The 16,782-nt window shown below is 59.9% G+C and carries 14 protein-coding genes and 1 pseudogene; 8 read left to right on the plus strand and 7 right to left on the minus strand.

Going from position 1 to position 16,782, the window contains the following annotated elements:
* The 3 genes from ACIO0C_RS25740 to bfr form a co-directional block, all read left to right on the plus strand.
* On the plus strand, positions 1-203 hold a 203-nt coding region (locus ACIO0C_RS25740; RefSeq protein WP_401316336.1), incomplete at its 5' end, for a bL17 family ribosomal protein.
* Between the two features lie 238 nt (positions 204-441).
* On the plus strand, positions 442-1,896 hold the full coding sequence (locus tag ACIO0C_RS25745; protein ID WP_401316339.1) for a catalase: 1,455 nt from the start codon (positions 442-444) through the stop codon (positions 1,894-1,896).
* Between the two features lie 149 nt (positions 1,897-2,045).
* A complete protein-coding gene (gene bfr, locus ACIO0C_RS25750) occupies positions 2,046-2,510 on the plus strand; it encodes a bacterioferritin (RefSeq protein ID WP_008053867.1) in 465 nt (154 codons plus the stop codon).
* Between the two features lie 65 nt (positions 2,511-2,575).
* Here the strand turns inward: bfr and uvrA are convergent, their stop codons facing one another.
* Positions 2,576-5,410 carry an excinuclease ABC subunit UvrA gene (uvrA, locus tag ACIO0C_RS25755; RefSeq protein ID WP_401316342.1) on the minus strand — a complete coding sequence of 945 codons (2,835 nt, stop codon included), beginning with the start codon at positions 5,408-5,410 and terminating at the stop codon, positions 2,576-2,578.
* A gap of 191 nt (positions 5,411-5,601) precedes the next feature.
* On the opposite strand from uvrA, the gene ACIO0C_RS25760 reads away from it, so the two are divergent.
* Entirely contained in the window at positions 5,602-6,999 is a 1,398-nt protein-coding gene (locus ACIO0C_RS25760) for an MFS transporter (RefSeq protein ID WP_401316344.1), read from the plus strand.
* 9 nt (positions 7,000-7,008) lie between these two features.
* The gene (locus tag ACIO0C_RS25765; protein WP_020799826.1) at positions 7,009-7,530 is read left to right on the plus strand and encodes a single-stranded DNA-binding protein; all 522 of its coding nucleotides are present in this window, start codon (positions 7,009-7,011) and stop codon (positions 7,528-7,530) included.
* 106 nt (positions 7,531-7,636) lie between these two features.
* On the opposite strand, the gene ACIO0C_RS25770 is transcribed toward ACIO0C_RS25765, so the two are convergent.
* Entirely contained in the window at positions 7,637-8,185 is a 549-nt protein-coding gene (locus tag ACIO0C_RS25770) for a cysteine hydrolase family protein (protein ID WP_401316347.1), read from the minus strand.
* A 102-nt stretch (positions 8,186-8,287) separates the two neighbouring features.
* Between ACIO0C_RS25770 and ACIO0C_RS25775 the strand changes: the two genes are divergently transcribed.
* From ACIO0C_RS25775 to ACIO0C_RS25785, 3 genes are all read left to right on the plus strand, one after another.
* Positions 8,288-9,280, plus strand: coding sequence for a GlxA family transcriptional regulator (locus ACIO0C_RS25775; RefSeq protein ID WP_401316348.1), 993 nt, complete (start codon positions 8,288-8,290; stop codon positions 9,278-9,280).
* Positions 9,281-9,469: 189 nt separating this feature from the next.
* Positions 9,470-10,579: a DUF3182 family protein gene (locus ACIO0C_RS25780; RefSeq protein WP_401316351.1), complete on the plus strand. Its 1,110-nt coding sequence runs from the start codon at positions 9,470-9,472 to the stop codon at positions 10,577-10,579.
* On the plus strand, positions 10,569-11,327 hold the full coding sequence (locus ACIO0C_RS25785; RefSeq protein WP_401316354.1) for an alpha/beta hydrolase family protein: 759 nt from the start codon (positions 10,569-10,571) through the stop codon (positions 11,325-11,327). Before ACIO0C_RS25780 ends, ACIO0C_RS25785 begins: the two co-directional genes overlap by 11 nt.
* 135 nt (positions 11,328-11,462) lie before the next feature.
* Here the strand turns inward: ACIO0C_RS25785 and ACIO0C_RS25790 are convergent, their stop codons facing one another.
* The 5 genes and pseudogenes from ACIO0C_RS25790 to ACIO0C_RS25810 all read right to left on the minus strand — a co-directional run bounded on the left by ACIO0C_RS25790 (position 11,463) and on the right by ACIO0C_RS25810 (position 16,714).
* Positions 11,463-12,449: a lysylphosphatidylglycerol synthase domain-containing protein gene (locus ACIO0C_RS25790; RefSeq protein ID WP_401316356.1), complete on the minus strand. Its 987-nt coding sequence runs from the start codon at positions 12,447-12,449 to the stop codon at positions 11,463-11,465.
* Positions 12,436-13,731, minus strand: a complete 1,296-nt coding sequence (clsB, locus tag ACIO0C_RS25795) for a cardiolipin synthase ClsB (RefSeq protein WP_401316359.1) — start codon at positions 13,729-13,731, stop codon at positions 12,436-12,438. Before clsB ends, ACIO0C_RS25790 begins: the two co-directional genes overlap by 14 nt.
* A complete protein-coding gene (locus tag ACIO0C_RS25800) occupies positions 13,728-14,525 on the minus strand; it encodes an endonuclease/exonuclease/phosphatase family protein (protein WP_401316360.1) in 798 nt (265 codons plus the stop codon). The genes clsB and ACIO0C_RS25800 overlap by 4 nt, the downstream gene beginning before the upstream one ends.
* 11 nt (positions 14,526-14,536) lie before the next feature.
* A pseudogene (locus ACIO0C_RS25805) lies at positions 14,537-15,304 on the minus strand (DUF72 domain-containing protein); the annotation flags it as partial.
* 207 nt (positions 15,305-15,511) lie between these two features.
* A complete protein-coding gene (locus ACIO0C_RS25810) occupies positions 15,512-16,714 on the minus strand; it encodes an MFS transporter (protein ID WP_401316363.1) in 1,203 nt (400 codons plus the stop codon).
* Positions 16,715-16,782: the final 68 nt, after the last annotated feature.

Raw genomic sequence — 16,782 nt, forward strand, 5'->3', positions numbered from 1 at the left:
ACCGTCGTCTGGCTTTCGACCGTAATCGTTCGAAAGCTATCGTTGGTAAGCTCTTCAACGACCTGGGCAAGCGTTACGCTACCCGTGAGGGTGGCTACCTGCGCATCCTCAAGTGCGGTTTCCGCGCTGGCGACAACGCGCCTATGGCGTACGTCGAGTTGGTTGATCGTGCTACTGCTGGCGAAGCTGTATCCGCCGAGTAAGACGTCAGTCTGAAACAAAAAACCGGGCCTAGTGCCCGGTTTTTTGTGCCTGTAAGTAAAGCGCGCTGCGTACAAGCTTTTAACCGCTTCAAGTGGTCATCATGGGTCGGGGATGATCATTAGTAATTTTCTATCGATGCCTGCAGGTTAATGAATTTGTAGGTGTCACATTGATGATCAATACTCCTTCTCAGCCGATTAGCCGGCAGTTCAAGACCGACAGAGGAAGGAAGATCACATGAGCCAAAACAACACGCTTACAACCGCCAGTGGCGCTCCTGTCGCCGACAACCAGAATTCCCGCTCCGCCGGCCCTCGCGGCCCATTGTTGCTCGACGATTTCCACCTGATCGAGAAGCTTGCACACTTCAACCGTGAAAACATCCCGGAGCGTCGCGTGCACGCCAAGGGCTCGGGTGCTTACGGTACCTTTACCGTTACTCGCGATATCACCCAGTACACCAGCGCCAAGCTGTTTGAGGCTGTCGGTAAGCAAACGCCAACTTTCCTGCGATTTTCCACAGTCGGTGGTGAGCGCGGTTCGGCGGATACCGAGCGCGATCCTCGCGGCTTCGCGCTGAAGTTCTACACCGAAGAAGGCAACTGGGACATTGTCGGCAACAACACGCCAGTGTTCTTCATCCGCGATCCGCTCAAATTCCCGGACTTTATCCACACCCAAAAACGTCTGCCGCAAAGCAACCTCAAAAGCGCACAGGCGATGTGGGACTTCTGGTCGCACTCTCCAGAAGCGTTGCACCAGGTCACCATTCTGTTCTCTGACCGGGGCATTCCCGATGGCTACCGCCACATGCACGGTTTCGGCAGTCACACTTACAGCCTGATCAGCGCCAGTGGAGAGCGTCATTGGGTGAAGTGGCACTACAAGACCCAACAAGGGATCAAGAATCTCGCACCTGCCGAGGCAGCGCGGCTGGCGGGTACCGATCCGGATTACGCCCAGCGCGACTTGTTCGAAGCCATTGAGCGCGGTGACTTCCCGAAATGGCGAGTGTGCATCCAGATCATGACCGAGGCTCAGGCTGCAGCGCACTACCAGAACCCGTTCGATGTGACTAAAACCTGGTCACAGAAGGAATTCCCGTTGATCGAAGTCGGTGAGTTGGAGCTTAATCGAAATCCACTGAACTACTTCGCCGAGGTCGAGCAAGCCGCATTCGGCCCAAGCAACATGGTGCCAGGTGTAGGTCTGTCGCCCGATCGCATGCTGCAAGGTCGTGTGTTCGCTTACGCGGATGCGCACCGCTACCGTGTCGGCACCAATCACCAGCAGTTGCCGGTCAACACGCCACGCAGCGCGGTGAACACCTATCAGCGCGATGGCTCCATGGCTTTTGGCAGCAATGGTGGTGCGGCGCCTAACTACGAGCCCAACAGCTACATCGAATCGCCAAAGCAGGCGCCTCGTTATGCCGAGCCAGCGCTGGTCTTGAGTGGTGCCGCCGATCGCTACGATCATCGTGAAGACACTGACTACTACAGTCATGCCGGTGCGTTGTTCCGACTGATGAGTCACGAGCAGAAAATGCTGCTGGTCAATAACATCGCCGGCGCCATGGCAGGTGTTTCCACCGACGTCGTTGATCGTCAATTGCAGCATTTCTACAAGGCCGATCCGGCGTATGGAGAAGGAATCGCAACGCTGCTCAACGTACAGCTTAACGAAGTCTAAATGAGAAGCAGAACCGCCCTTATTCGGGCGGTTTTTGCGTTATTTAACCTGCTTTTCTCAGAATATCTTCGCTTTTATTGCGTATGGCGAGTGACGTTGCGGTCAGGTTGGTTCAAACTACAGACTTTAAAGCAGGGAGATGTAGGGCGATGCAAGGCCACCCAGACGTTATCGATTACCTCAACACGTTGCTGACCGGCGAACTGGCCGCGCGTGATCAATATTTCGTCCACTCGCGGATGTATGAGGACTGGGGTTTCACCAAGCTCTACGAACGAATCAACCACGAGATGGAAGAGGAAGCAGGGCACGCTGATGCACTGATGCGCCGGATTCTGATGCTCGAAGGCACGCCGCGTATGCGGCCGGACGATCTGGATGTCGGCACCACGGTGACAGAGATGCTCGAAGCTGACCTGCGCCTCGAATACAAGGTGCGGGCCGCGCTGTGCAAGGGCATCAAGCTCTGTGAACAGCACAAGGACTATGTCAGCCGCGAAATGCTGCGGGTCCAATTGCATGACACCGAAGAAGATCACACCTACTGGCTCGAGAAACAGTTGGGCCTTATCAAGTTGATCGGTCTCGAGAATTACCTGCAATCCCACACCTGATTGCGGCGGATACAAAAAAGCCCCTGTCACTGATGAAGTGACAGGGGCTTTTTCATGGGGCCCGGTTAAGCCCGGTCGCGCTCCAGCAAAGGCTTGAGGTAGTAACCGGTGTGAGACTGCTTCATCTCGGATACTTCCTCAGGCGTACCGACGGCAATGATCTGCCCGCCCTTGGAACCACCTTCCGGCCCCAGGTCCACCAACCAGTCAGCGGTCTTGATGACGTCGAGGTTGTGCTCGATCACCACCACCGTATTGCCGTGGTCGCGCAGGCGATGCAACACGTCCAGCAGTTGCTGGATATCCGCGAAGTGCAGGCCAGTGGTCGGCTCATCGAGGATGTACAGGGTCTTGCCGGTATCACGCTTGGACAGCTCGCGGGACAGTTTCACCCGCTGGGCTTCACCGCCGGACAGCGTGGTTGCCGATTGCCCCAGCTTGATGTATGACAGGCCGACGTCCATCAGCGTTTGCAGCTTGCGCGCCAGGGCCGGTACCGCATCGAAGAACTCCCGGGCTTCCTCGATGGTCATCTCGAGGGTTTCATGGATGCTCTTGCCCTTGTATTTGATCTCGAGGGTTTCACGGTTGTAGCGCTTGCTCTTGCAGACATCGCAGGGCACATAGATGTCCGGCAGGAAGTGCATTTCCACCTTGATCAGGCCATCACCCTGGCAGGCCTCGCAACGTCCGCCCTTCACGTTGAAGGAGAAGCGCCCTGGGCCATAACCGCGCGAGCGAGACTCCGGTACACCGGCAAACAGCTCGCGAATCGGTGTAAACAGGCCAGTGTAGGTGGCCGGGTTGGAGCGCGGCGTACGGCCGATGGGACTCTGGTCGATGTCGACGACCTTATCCAGGTGTTCCAGGCCCTTGATGCTGTCGTGAGCAGCTGCTTCAAGGGTGGTTGCACCGTTGAGCGCCGTGGCACTCAACGGGAAGAGCGTGTTGTTGATCAGCGTCGACTTGCCTGAACCGGACACGCCGGTCACGCAGGTCAGCAGGCCGATAGGGATCTCCAGGTCGACGTTGCGCAGGTTGTTGCCACGGGCACCCTTGAGCGTCAGCGACAGCTTCTTGTTGCGCGGCGTACGCTTGGCCGGCACCGCGATCTTCACCCGGCCCGACAGGTACTTGCCGGTTAGGGAATCGGGATGGGCCATTACCTCGGCCGGCGAACCTTCGGCGACGATGTGCCCGCCGTGAACCCCTGCGCCCGGGCCGATATCCACCACATAGTCGGCCAAGCGAATCGCGTCTTCATCGTGCTCGACCACAATCACCGTGTTGCCGATGTCTCGCAGGTGTTTCAGGGTGCCGAGCAACCGGTCGTTATCACGCTGGTGCAGGCCGATCGAAGGTTCGTCGAGGATGTACAGAACGCCGACCAGGCCGGCGCCGATCTGGCTGGCCAGGCGAATACGCTGGGCCTCACCACCGGACAGGGTGTCTGCGCTGCGATCCAGAGACAGATAATCGAGGCCGACGTTGACCAGGAACTGCAAACGCTCGCGAATTTCCTTGAGGATTTTGTCGGCAATCTCGCCGCGGCGGCCAGTCAGCTTCATTCCTTCGAAATAATCGCAGGCGTCGCCGATTGGCAGGTTGGTCACCGCCGGTAGGGTTTTCTCGCCGACCCACACATGCCGCGCCTCGCGACGCAGACGGGTGCCGCGGCAATCGGGGCAGGACTGGGTACTGAGGAACTTGGCCAGCTCCTCGCGCACCGAGGCCGACTCGGTTTCACGATAGCGACGTTCCAGGTTCGGCACGATGCCTTCAAACGGGTGCGAGCGCTTGACGATATCGCCCCGGTCATTCAGGTATTTGAAATCGACGTTTTGCGAACCGCTGCCGTGCAGGATGCTCTTCTGCTGATCGGCCGGCAGTTCGTTGAATGGCACTTCCAGGCTGAACTTGTAGTGGGAGGCCAGCGAGCCAAGCATCTGGAAGTAATAGACGTTGCGCCGGTCCCAGCCGCGTATCGCGCCTTCGGCCAGGGTCAGCTCACCATTGACCAGACGCTTGATGTCGAAGAACTGCTTGACCCCCAGGCCGTCACACGTCGGGCAGGCGCCGGCCGGGTTGTTGAAGGAAAACAGCTTGGGCTCAAGTTCGCTGATAGCGTGCCCGCAGATCGGGCAGGCGAAGCGAGCGGAGAAGATCATCTCTTCGCCCGGCTCATCATCCATCGGCGCCACCAGGGCGATGCCGTCTGCCAGTTTCAGTGCGGTCTCGAAGGATTCGGCCAGGCGCTGTTGCAGATCGGCGCGGACCTTGAAGCGGTCGACCACGACATCGATGGTGTGTTTTTTCTGTTTATCGAGCTTCGGTGCTTCGTCCAGCTCATACAGCTTGCCGTTGATCCGGGCACGGACGAATCCTTGTGCGCGCAGTTCTTCGAAGACTGAAAGGTGCTCACCTTTGCGCTCGCGAATGACCGGGGCCAGCAGCATGAGCTTGCTGCCCTCCGGTTGGGCAAGGACCAGGTCGACCATCTGGCTGACGGTCTGTGCCTCCAGGGGGATGTCGTGATCCGGGCACCGCGGAATGCCGACGCGTGCATAAAGCAGGCGCAGGTAGTCGTAGATTTCGGTGATGGTGCCGACAGTCGAGCGCGGGTTGTGCGAGGTCGACTTCTGTTCGATGGAAATCGCTGGCGACAGGCCCTCGATGGTGTCGACATCAGGTTTTTCCATCATCGACAGGAACTGCCGGGCGTAGGCCGACAGCGACTCGACATAGCGGCGCTGGCCTTCAGCGTACAACGTGTCGAAAGCCAGGGACGACTTGCCCGAGCCGGACAGGCCGGTGATGACGATCAGCTTGTCCCGTGGCAGGGTCAGGTCGATGTTCTTCAGGTTGTGGGTTCGAGCCCCACGAATCAGGATCTTGTCCAAGGTGGCCTCGCTCGGCGGGCGTCGAAAACGTAGGAGTATACGGCCAAATACTGGATGGATGCACACTATCGAATGTTGCTGATGCTGCCTTACATGAAAGCTCTGTCATCTACACGCGGCAAAGCGTCGCGATATACCCTGCCAATCGATGGGACTGGTAGAATCGCCGCCGGTTCACATGAGGTTTTTCCATGCACGATCCCCACAGCGAGCGCATGAGTGGCAGCGAGACCCGCGCGGCAAGCGGTCTGGCCCTGGTGTTCGCCTTCCGTATGCTTGGCATGTTCATGGTGTTGCCGGTCCTGGCGACCTACGGCATGGACCTGGCGGGAGCGACCCCGGCCCTGATCGGGCTGGCGATTGGCGCTTACGGCCTGACCCAAGCGATTTTCCAGATCCCCTTCGGCTTCATTTCCGACCGTATCGGCCGCCGTCCGGTAATTTACCTGGGGCTGATCGTCTTCGCCCTCGGCAGCGTCCTGGCGGCTAACGCCGACTCGATCTGGGGGGTGATCGCCGGGCGCATCCTGCAAGGTGCCGGGGCGATTTCCGCGGCGGTCATGGCGTTGCTCTCTGACCTGACCCGCGAACAGCACAGGACCAAAGCCATGGCCATGATCGGCATGACGATCGGCCTGTCGTTTGCTGTCGCCATGGTAGTGGGGCCGTTGCTGACCCGTGCTTTCGGGCTGTCCGGATTGTTCCTTGCCACCGGTGGCATGGCGCTGGTCGGCATCGTGATTGTGATGTTCATGGTGCCGCGCTCCACGGGGCCGTTGCAGCACCGCGAATCCGGCGTCGCCCGTCAGGCGTTGATCCCGACGCTCAAGCACCCGGACCTGCTGCGCCTGGATCTTGGTATCTTCGTGTTGCACGCGATGCTGATGTCGAGTTTCGTTGCCCTGCCGCTGGCGCTGGTCGAAAAAGCCGGGCTGCCCAAGGAGCAGCATTGGTGGGTGTACCTGACCGCGCTGCTGATTTCCTTCTTCGCCATGATCCCGTTCATCATCTACGGCGAGAAGAGACGCAAAATGAAACGAGTTTTGCTCGGCGCCGTCGTGACGCTGATGCTCACTGAGCTATTCTTCTGGCAGTTCGGCGATAGTTTGCGGACTCTGGTGATTGGTACGGTGGTGTTTTTCACCGCCTTCAATCTGCTGGAAGCTTCGTTGCCGTCGCTGATCAGCAAGGTTTCACCGGCGGGCGGCAAGGGCACGGCGATGGGGGTCTATTCCACCAGTCAGTTCCTCGGGTCGGCACTGGGCGGCATACTCGGTGGCTGGCTGTTCCAGCATGGCGGTCTGTCGGTTGTGTTCCTTGGATGCGCCGGTCTGGCTGCCCTCTGGCTGGCCTTTGCTGTTACCATGCGAGAACCTCCCTACGTGACAAGCCTGCGCTTGCCATTGTCGCCCGAAGCGATCCGCGAAGCGGGTCTGGTCGAGCGCCTGAAGGCTGTCGTAGGGGTAACAGATGCAGTGATAGTCGCCGATGAGGCGGCCATTTACATCAAATTGGACACCGAACTATTGGATCGCACCACCCTTGAAAGCCTGGTGAACAACCCGGCCGGGGCAGCGTGCGTAGCCTAGGAGAACGTAATGGCCCGTGGGGTTAACAAAGTCATATTGGTCGGCACTTGCGGTCAGGATCCTGAAGTTCGTTACCTGCCGAATGGCAACGCCGTGACCAACCTGAGTCTGGCAACCAGCGAACAGTGGACCGACAAGCAGACCGGTCAGAAAGTCGAAAAAACCGAATGGCACCGTGTGTCGATGTTCGGCAAGGTCGCGGAAATCGCCGGCGAATACCTGCGTAAAGGTTCGCAGGTCTACATCGAAGGCAAGCTGCAGACCCGCGAGTGGGAAAAAGACGGTATCAAGCGTTACACCACTGAAATCGTGGTCGACATGCAAGGCACCATGCAGCTGCTGGGCGGTCGTCCTCAACAGGGTGACCAACAAGGCCAGGGCGGCGGTAACAACTACCAGCAATCCGCTCCGCGCCAGCAGGCTCCGCGTCCACAGCAGTCGGCACCGCAACAGTCGCGCCCGGCTCCTCAGCAGGCCGCACCGCAGCCAGCTCCGGACTTCGACAGCTTCGATGACGATATTCCGTTCTAAAACAGCTGTAAGCCCCAAGCTACAAGCGGCAAGCTGAAAAACAAAACCCGCACTTCGATCTGGAAGTGCGGGTTTTTTTTGCGGTGAAATTTCTGTGAATAAAATTTCAGTTCGCGAGGAATTCGTCGGTAGACACCACCTTGGCGTAGGCAAAACCCAATGCCGACATGAAAGCGGCATGCACGTGGGCGGCCGGGACGGTGAGGCCGTTGAATTCCAGGTCACGGGAGGCACAGGCATCGTGGATCACCGTGACGCTGTAGCCCAGGTCATTGGCAGCGCGGGTGATGCCGTCGACGCACATGTGGCTCATGCTGCCGACCACCACAAGCTCCTTGATGCCTTGCTCATCGAGAATGGACTGCAGTTCGGTCTCGCGGAACGAGTTGACGAAGTGCTTGAGCACCACCGGCTCATTATCCTGGTTGAGGACTTTCGGGTGCAGTTTCGCGCCGTCGGAGCCGGGGGTGAAAAACGGTGCGTCTGCGGAGGTGAATTCGTGGCGGATGTGCACTACCGAATCGCCGGCCTCACGAAAGGCCTTGAGCAGACGAACGGCGTTGTCCGCAGCGGCATCGGCGCCGGCCAATGGCCACTTGCCTTGGGGGAAGTAGTCTTTTTGGATATCGACTACGATGAGTGCTTGCTTGGCCATGACTGTTTCCTCGAAGTGCGGTTTGAATGTGGGATGAAGTATTGACCCTGGCAGACCGTCCGGGGATTGGCCGCACCGACAATAGAGGGGGGAAAACTGACAATGGATGCACAAAGGGCAATCGTCGAACTGGGCGTGTTGATCTATCCCGGCGCGCAGATGGCGGCGGTGCATGGGTTGACGGATCTGTTCGGGGTGGCCAACCGCATCGCCGCCGAGCATCAGGCCGCGCGCTTGCCTTTGTTGCGGATCAGCCATTGGCAGGTCGACGGCGAGCAGGCACCCGTTCGTGTCTATGACAGTCACCCCGCTGCGGACGGCGCATTGGTGGCAGTGTTGATTCCACCGTCTATTGCCGGGTTCAGCGAAGCCCAGGCGCCGCAAGCGCTGCTGCGTTGGCTTCGCCAGCAACACGCCAATGGCGCGACCCTGGGCGGTGTCTGTGTGGGTTCGCTGCTATTGGCTGAAAGTGGACTGCTCGACGGTCGTAGCGCCACCACTCACTGGACTTCCGCCAAAACCTTCGCCGAGCGCTACCCGGCGATCAAGCTCAAAGCCGAAACGCCCATCGTCGATGACGGCGACCTGATTACCACTGCCGGCCTGATGGCGTGGTCTGAACTGGGTCTGCGCCTGGTGGATCGTCTGTTGGGCCCGACCATCGCCACCGGCACTGCGCGTTTTCTAGTGGTGGAACACAGCGACAGCGCCAGTGAATGCGGCAGCAATTTCGCCCCGATTCTCAACCATGGCGATGCTGCGATTCTCAAGGTTCAACACTGGTTGCAAAGCACCGGGGCCACCGATGTTTCGCTGACGGCGATGGCTGAGCGGGCAGGGCTGGAAGAGCGGACGTTCCTGCGCCGATTCCGGGCGGCAACCGGACTTAAGCCCACGGAGTACTGCCAGCACCTGCGAGTCGGCAAGGCCCGGGAAATGCTCGAATTTACCAATGGCACCATCGATCACATCGCCTGGACCGTGGGATATCAGGATCCCGGGGCGTTTCGTTCGACATTCAAGAAGATTACCGGGCTGGCGCCGAGTGATTACCGGGCGCGGTTTGGGGTGATGCCGAGTGCGGCACCTCGATAGAACATTTACCAGGCGTGAGTCGTGCAAAATGCCAGAGTCTTGATGCGCGTCGTGCAGAATAAAGCAGACTCGGCGCTATACTTTATTCACAACTAACTGATTTCAAGACGGTTTTCCTTAGGGGAACGGTTGGCCTGAACTCTGCACCCCATCAGCTACATTCATTTAGCGACAACTGAAGGGGGACGCATGACCCCATCCAACCGCAAGAAACTGGTAGTCGCCCATTCGGTGCGCCCCGATGCGCCGCAGCACGAAGTCGAAACCAATCGCGCCCTGGCCCGTTGGCTGGCGCAGATCCTCGGGCTCAAATTCGGCGGCAGCTACGACTCGCAGGTGCATGGCGGGCGGGACATCTATCTGTTGCCGACCCAGACACTGGTGGGCGCCGCTGCCGCGAAGCAGTTGGGCGTCAAGGGCCCAGAGGATTTGTGGGGCGGTTACGTCGAGCACGATTTCATCTGCACCAAAGCCATCAGCCATGGTTTGTTGAACAGGCATGCTCATGCACCGCAAGGCTGGGCCCCGATGTTTTCCGAGCGGGTGCGCACGGTGGTGCTCGACGGTCTCAGTGTTTTCTCCTTCGACGATGCGCGGCCGGCGGCGGAGCATCTGCTTTACAGCGGTCCGATCCGCATGAAACCGATTCATGCCTGCGCCGGGCGCGGTCAGGAAGTCATCAACAGCCTCGACCAGTTCGACGAAATCCTCGCCCGCCCTGAAGCCAAGGCGATGTTCAATGAAGGTGTGGTACTGGAGCAGGACCTGGACCAGGTGATTACCCACAGCGTCGGGCAGAGTTTCATCGGCGCCAGGTTGCTGAGTTATTGCGGTGATCAATATTTGACCAAAGACGCTCGCGGCGAAGAAGTCTATGGTGGTTCTAACCTGCTGGTGGTGCAGGGTGGCTACGACGATCTGCTGGCGCTGGACTTGCCTGACGATGTGCGACTGGCAATCAGGCAGGCCAAGGTGTTCGACGCCGCCGCCGATGAAGCCTATCCCGGTTTCTACGCCTCGCGGCGCAATTACGACATCGCCCAGGGTATCGCCAGTGACGGCCAGCGACGCAGCGGCGTACTCGAGCAATCCTGGCGCATGGGCGGGGCCAGTAGCGCTGAAGTGGCGGCGTTGCAGAGCTTCGTCAACGATCCGGGGATGCGCGCGATTCGCGTGTCTTCGGTGGAAACCTATATCGATCAGCCGCTGCCGGCGGACGCCATCGAGGTGTACCGCGGTCCGGCAGAAAACAGTGATTTCCTCCTCAAGTACGTAACGGTCAAATCCTATGACGGCTAGAAGCGAAAGCATTCAAATCGACATTGACGACGAACAGATGAGCGGGACTTTTCTCAGCCCCAAATCGAAAGTCCCCGGCGTGTTGTTCGTGCACGGTTGGGGCGGGAGCCAGGAGCGCGATCTGGAACGGGCAAAAGGCATCGCCGGGCTGGGTTGCGTGTGTTTGACCTTCGACCTGCGCGGGCATACCGGCGGCACGGGTATTCCTTTGACCCGCGTGACCCGTGAAGACAATCTGCGTGACTTGCTGGCGGCCTACGACCGCCTGCTTGCGCACCCGGCGCTGGATACTTCGGCAATTGCCGTGGTCGGCACCAGTTACGGCGGGTACCTGGCCTCGATCCTCACCTCGCTACGGCCGGTGCGCTGGCTGGCGCTGCGGGTGCCGGCGCTGTACCGCGACGATCAATGGCACACACCCAAGCGAGATCTGGACAAGCTCGATCTGCGCGATTACCGCAGTACGTTGGTGCGCGCCGATGGCAATCGGGCACTGCATGCCTGCTCCGAATTTACCGGAGATGTGCTGTTGGTGGAGTCGGAGACCGACGACTATGTGCCCCACGCGACCATCATGAGTTATCGCGCGGCGTGCCAGCGGACCCATTCACTGACTCACCGGATTATCGATGGTGCCGACCATGCCCTCAGCGATCCTGTTTCACAGCAGGCCTACACCTCGATTCTGGTGGACTGGATCACGGAAATGGTGGTGGGTGAGCGGTTGAGCATTATTCAGTCAAAATGATTTGTGGTGTTCATGCGGGCGCCTTCGCGGGCAAGCCCGCTCCCACAGTGATCGTGGTGAACTCATTATTTGTGAACACCGAGAACCCTGTGGGAGCGAGCTTGCCCGCGAAGGCGTCAGGACTGACAGCAAAAATCACTTGGGTTTTTTCGAAATCCTCAGCGACTTGGCCTTCGCCTCCACCAGCAGATACATCACCAGGGTGATCAACAACGGCAACAGGAAATAAATCGCCCGGTACGCCAGCAACCCCGCCACCAGGCTGCCTCGCGATGCCTCGTGTTGCAGCAGTGCCACGAACACCGCTTCCAGCACGCCGAGCCCGGCCGGGATGTGGGTAATGACCCCGGCGATGGCGCTGATCAGCAACACGCCAAGCACCAGCGGATAGTCCAGTTTGCTCGGTAGCAGCGTGAAAATGACCGCGGCCATCAACGACCAGTTCAGCGCCCCGAGGGCCAGTTGCAGGACCGCCATGCGCACTGATGGCAAGTTGATTTCGACCCCGCGAATCGCCCACTCGCGGCGTTTGGAAAACTGGCAGGCCACGAGGTATCCCGCGCTCACCAGCAGCAACAAAACGCCCACGCCTTGCAGCGCGCCGCTACTGAGTTTCCAGCCTGGCGGCATGCGCACCAGCCCGCTGCTGAACACCGCGCCGGCAATCACCATGTAGCCAAACCAGTTGGTCGCCAGGCTCAGGCCGAGGATTTTCGCAATGTTGGCTTTGCTCACCCCGAGCCGCGAATACAGCCGATAGCGCATGGCAACGCCGCCGACCCAGGCACTCAGGTTGAGGTTGAAGGCGTAGCTGATGATGCCCACCGGCAGGATCTGTTTCCACGTCAGGTCCTGGCGGATGTAGGTGCGACCGATCAGGTCGAAACAGGCGTAGACCAGGAAACTTGTCAGGGTCAGTCCGGAGGCGATGATCAGGGTGCGCACCTTGAAATCGGCCAGGGTCTCGAGCACTTCACCCCATTCGATGCGCTGGGCAAACATCGTCAAGAGGACGATCAGCGCCAGGAAAAACAGCATCGTCAGCGGTCTTTTCCAACGGCTCCAGCGTGATTTGGCCGGGTGCTCGGCGTGGGACGCCGCGTGTGTTTCAGTGCGGCTCATGTTGATCGCTCCCGGTCGGTGGGGTGAACGCTTTCAGGCGTGGTTTATGCGCGGGTAACCAACCGGCCCATGCCGGGAAATGGCGCAGGAAGTGGAACACCAGAAAGCCCACGGTCATGTGCCAGATTCGCCCGCGCGGCGCTTTGTCCACCGACATGGCCTTGCAATGGTTATCGCTGAGTTCTTCAAGCCGATCGAACAGGTCACGGTTGAATGCGCGGTCACGGATCAACACGTTGGCTTCCAGGTTCATCGACAGGCTCAACGGGTCAAGGTTGCTGGAGCCGACGGTGCTCCAGTCTTCGTCCACCAGCGCGACTTTGCCGTGCAGCGGCCGGTCGCAGTATTCGAAGATTTTCACCCCGGACTTGAGCAGGTAATCGTAAGTCATGCGTGCCGCCAGTTTGGCCACCAGCATGTCTGGCTGCCCCTGCAGGATCAGTCGCACTTCGACCCCGCGGCGCGCAGCGTTGCGGATCTCGCGCAGTAATCGATAGCCTGGAAAAAAGTAGGCGTTGGCGATGACCACGCGCCGCTGCGCCGTGCGCAGCGCCAGCCGGTAAACCTCTTCGATGTCGGTCGCGTGCTCGGCGTTATCGCGGTACACCAGCCGTACCTGGCCATCGTGATCAGTGACGGCCAGTTCCGAACGCCGTTGCCGACGCCGTTGCCACCAGTATTTTGCGTGGGCCGGGCGACCGCACTGCAGCAGGGCAAAGTGATGGATGTCGGCCACCGCCGGGCCTTGCACCTCAACCGAGTAATCCTGCTTGGCCTCGGGGCCGAAATCGGCCAAATGATCGGCGGAGAAGTTGATCCCGCCAATGAATGCGATCGTCCCGTCCACCACCACGATCTTGCGGTGCAGGCGTCGGAACCAGTTGGTGCGGATGCCCAGGCGCTTGGGCGCCGGGTCGAACATTTGTAGATGCACGCCGGCACCGCTCAGGGCGGTGAGATAGTCGGCAGTCAGTTCTGCGCAGCCAAACCCGTCGAAACTGGCAGTTACGCGTACACCCCGTTGCGCCGCCTCGATGAGTACGGTCTTCAGTTCTTCACCGACCTTGTCCTCGAACACAATGAAGGTTTCCAGGAGGATTTCGGTTTTGGCCTGGCGCATGGCCTCGAACACCCTGGGGAAATAGGCTTCGCCGTTTTCCAGCAGTTCGACCCGATTGTTGCCTTGCCAACCGTACTCGACGTCGACGGCTGTCGGCTCGCTGATGGGCGGCGCAGCAATGGTGCTTTTCACGGTGTTTTTTTCCATCGACGGGATGCTCATAGCTCGATCTCCACCGACAACGGTGCGTGATCCGAGAGGTGCGACCAGGGGCGCGTCGTCAGTACCTGCGGATGGCTGGCCTTGAGGTTGCGTACGTAGATACGGTCCAGGCGCAGTGTCGGCAATCGCGCGGGGAAACTGCGCGCCGGCTTGCCGTGGTGCTCGGCGAACACTTCGCGCAAACCGCAGGGCTTGAGCAGGGCATCGGCGCGTTGGCGCCAGTCGTTGAAGTCACCGGCGACGATCACCGGTGCCTCGTCCGGCAACGACTCAAGCCGGCGCCGCAGTAACTGGAGCTGTGCATTGCGATGGGTTTCGCGCAAGCCGAGATGGACGCAAATGGCATGCACCTCCGGGCCTTCGCCCGGCAGGCGCAGCACGCAATGCAAAATGCCGCGGTTCTCGTGGCCGCTGATGGACACGTCGAGGTTGTCGTGCCGGACAATCTGGAATTTCGACAGCAAGGCATTGCCGTGATCGCCTGCCGGATAGACCGCATTGCGGCCGTAGGCAAACTGCGGCCATAGGGTGTCCGCGAGGAATTCATACTGGGGCATCGCCGGCCAATTGTCGTAGCGCTTGTGGTGATGTTCGTGAGTGCCGTGTACCTCCTGCAGGAACACCACGTCGGCGGATACACTGCGCACCGCTTCACGCAGTTCAGGCAGGATGAAACGCCGGTTTAGCGCGGTGAAACCCTTGTGGGTGTTGACCGTCAGTACGGTGAAACGGTGCACCGTGGTATCGATGGTCGCCTGCTCGTCGGTGGTGCCAACCGGTTCGGATACGCTCATGGCAGCACTCCTTTCAAGCGCGGCGCGATCAGCTGCGGATCAGCCGGTTGTCGCCCGTGATGCCAGGCATCGATCCGCTCAGCCCAACGCTTCAGGGCCTGAGGGGTGTAGCCGCTGGCGTAGAGCTCTTCGGCACCGTGCAGGCGCACGTACACGAAGTCGCTGGTAAGGTCTTCGCGATATGGCCATTTACCGGCGGTGTCGGCGATTACCAGGGCCGTGTTATAGCGTTTGAGCAGGCGCACAAATGCCGGATCGATGAAGCTCTCGTTGCGGATTTCCACGGCATGGCGCAAGAGCTTTTTTCTGCTCGCCTTGAGGCTGGCGTGGCCGTTAACGTGGGCATCGTGCTGGCGGGCGAGGGCGGCGGCCTGTTGGGTGTCGTGGGGCAATTGCTCGAGAAAGGCCTCGAACAGTTCTGCGTCGAATTTGAAGTTGGGCGGAAACTGCCAGAGAATCGGGCCGAGTTTTTCCTTGAGCTCCAGGACCCCGGAGGCAAAGAAGTTCGCCAGAGGGTTGTGGATGTCACGCAGACGCTTGATATGGGTGATGAAGCGCGGCGCCTTGACGCTGAACACGAAGTGCACCGGGGTTTCGGCATACCACTGGGCGTAACGTTCGGGCCGTTGCAGGGCGTAGAACGATCCATTGATTTCGATGCTGTTGACCGCCCGTGAGGCGAATTGCAATTCGCGCTTCTGGGCCAGCCCCTTCGGGTAGAAATCCCCCCGCCAGGGCGTGTAGCGCCAGTCTGAAATGCCGATGTGAATCGCCGCCATGTCGCCTCCCGTCTGACTGCCCCTGATCTTTTGATGACTGCCAGACGGTGACGAAAGTTTCGGTGGGACTACGGACGGTACACACTCGATAGACCACTGCAGATCAACTCTGTAGGAGCTGGCTTGCCAGCGAATGCGGTGGGTCAGGCAACGAAAATGTTGAATGACAAATCGCTTTCGCCGGCAAGCCAGCTCCTACAGGGGTTATCAGTGACCGGTGATAATGCGGGCAGCCCCTTCGGCATACACTGGCCCCAGCCGATCCAGGCGACCGCTCCACGCAGTCAACGCCAACGCCACCAACACCACCAACCCACCGATCCACGCGGTATGGATCAACCCCATGTGTGCAACGATCAAGCCCCCACCCCAGGCGCCACCGGCGATGCCAAGGTTGAACGCGGCGATGTTCAGCCCGGAAGCCACGTCCACCGCATTGGGCGTGTGATGTTCAGCCTGACGCACCACATACACCTGCAACCCTGGCACATTGCCGAACGCCACGGCGCCCCAGACGAGTACGGTGGCCAGTGCCAGCCACGGGTTGCCGGCGGTGAAGGTCAGCACGAACAGCACCGCGGCAAGCAGGGCGAAGATGAGTTTCAGGGCGCTGATCGGGCCACGCTTGTCCGCCAGTTTGCCGCCCCAGATGTTGCCGACTGCCACCGAGATGCCGTAGACCAGCAGCACCAGGCTGACGGTGCTGGCGCTGAAGCCTGCGATGTCCTGAAGGATCGGCGCGAGGAACGTGAACGCGATGAACGAACCGCCGTAACCGACCGCCGTCATGGCGTACACCAGCAGCAGACGCGGCTGTTTGAGTACCTGCAACTGCTGCAGCAGCGAAGCGGGTTTACTGTGGGCGATGTTTTTCGGCACATAGAGCAGGCTGCCGATAAAAGCGATCACACCCAGGGCCGATACGGCGAGGAAGGTTTCACGCCAGCCGAAATGCTGACCGATGAAAGTCCCCAGCGGTACGCCAGTCACCAGGGCCACGGTCAGGCCGGTGAACATGATCGCGATCGCGCTGGCGGCTTTTTCCTTGGGCACTAGACTGGTGGCGATGGTCGAGCCAATCGAGAAAAATACCCCGTGCGCCAGGCCGGTGACGATCCGCGCCAGGATCAGCGACTCGTAGCTCGGCGCTTGCCAGGCCAGAAGGTTGCCCAAGGTGAACAACACCATCAATGACAACAGCAGCAATTTACGCGGCACTTTGCCAGTCAGGGCGGTGAGTACCGGGGCGCCGACGGCGACGCCCAGCGCATACAGGCTGACCAGCAGGCCGGCCGACGGCAGACTGACACCGAGGTCGGCGCCAATGGTGGGTAACAGGCCAACGATGACGAACTCGGTCGTCCCGATGGCAAAGGCGCTGAGGGTCAGCGCGAGCAAGGCAATGGGCATGACTGCAACTCCGGTGGGTTGATTGGATGGAGCGCAGTGTCAGGGTTTGGGTCGTGCGGAAAAATACA

It is taken from the genome of Pseudomonas sp. NPDC087336, from assembly GCF_044744285.1.
GTDB lineage: Bacteria > Pseudomonadota > Gammaproteobacteria > Pseudomonadales > Pseudomonadaceae > Aquipseudomonas.

Coding starts and splice junctions, on each gene's coding strand:
- ACIO0C_RS25745 (WP_401316339.1), top strand. CDS start 442: ATGAGCCAAAACAACACGCTTACAACCGCCAGTGGCGCTCCTGTCGCC.
- bfr (WP_008053867.1), top strand. CDS start 2,046: ATGCAAGGCCACCCAGACGTTATCGATTACCTCAACACGTTGCTGACC.
- ACIO0C_RS25760 (WP_401316344.1), top strand. CDS start 5,602: ATGCACGATCCCCACAGCGAGCGCATGAGTGGCAGCGAGACCCGCGCG.
- ACIO0C_RS25765 (WP_020799826.1), top strand. CDS start 7,009: ATGGCCCGTGGGGTTAACAAAGTCATATTGGTCGGCACTTGCGGTCAG.
- ACIO0C_RS25770 (WP_401316347.1), bottom strand. CDS start 8,185: ATGGCCAAGCAAGCACTCATCGTAGTCGATATCCAAAAAGACTACTTC.
- ACIO0C_RS25775 (WP_401316348.1), top strand. CDS start 8,288: ATGGATGCACAAAGGGCAATCGTCGAACTGGGCGTGTTGATCTATCCC.
- ACIO0C_RS25780 (WP_401316351.1), top strand. CDS start 9,470: ATGACCCCATCCAACCGCAAGAAACTGGTAGTCGCCCATTCGGTGCGC.
- ACIO0C_RS25785 (WP_401316354.1), top strand. CDS start 10,569: ATGACGGCTAGAAGCGAAAGCATTCAAATCGACATTGACGACGAACAG.
- ACIO0C_RS25790 (WP_401316356.1), bottom strand. CDS start 12,449: ATGAGCCGCACTGAAACACACGCGGCGTCCCACGCCGAGCACCCGGCC.
- clsB (WP_401316359.1), bottom strand. CDS start 13,731: ATGAGCATCCCGTCGATGGAAAAAAACACCGTGAAAAGCACCATTGCT.
- ACIO0C_RS25800 (WP_401316360.1), bottom strand. CDS start 14,525: ATGAGCGTATCCGAACCGGTTGGCACCACCGACGAGCAGGCGACCATC.
- ACIO0C_RS25810 (WP_401316363.1), bottom strand. CDS start 16,714: ATGCCCATTGCCTTGCTCGCGCTGACCCTCAGCGCCTTTGCCATCGGG.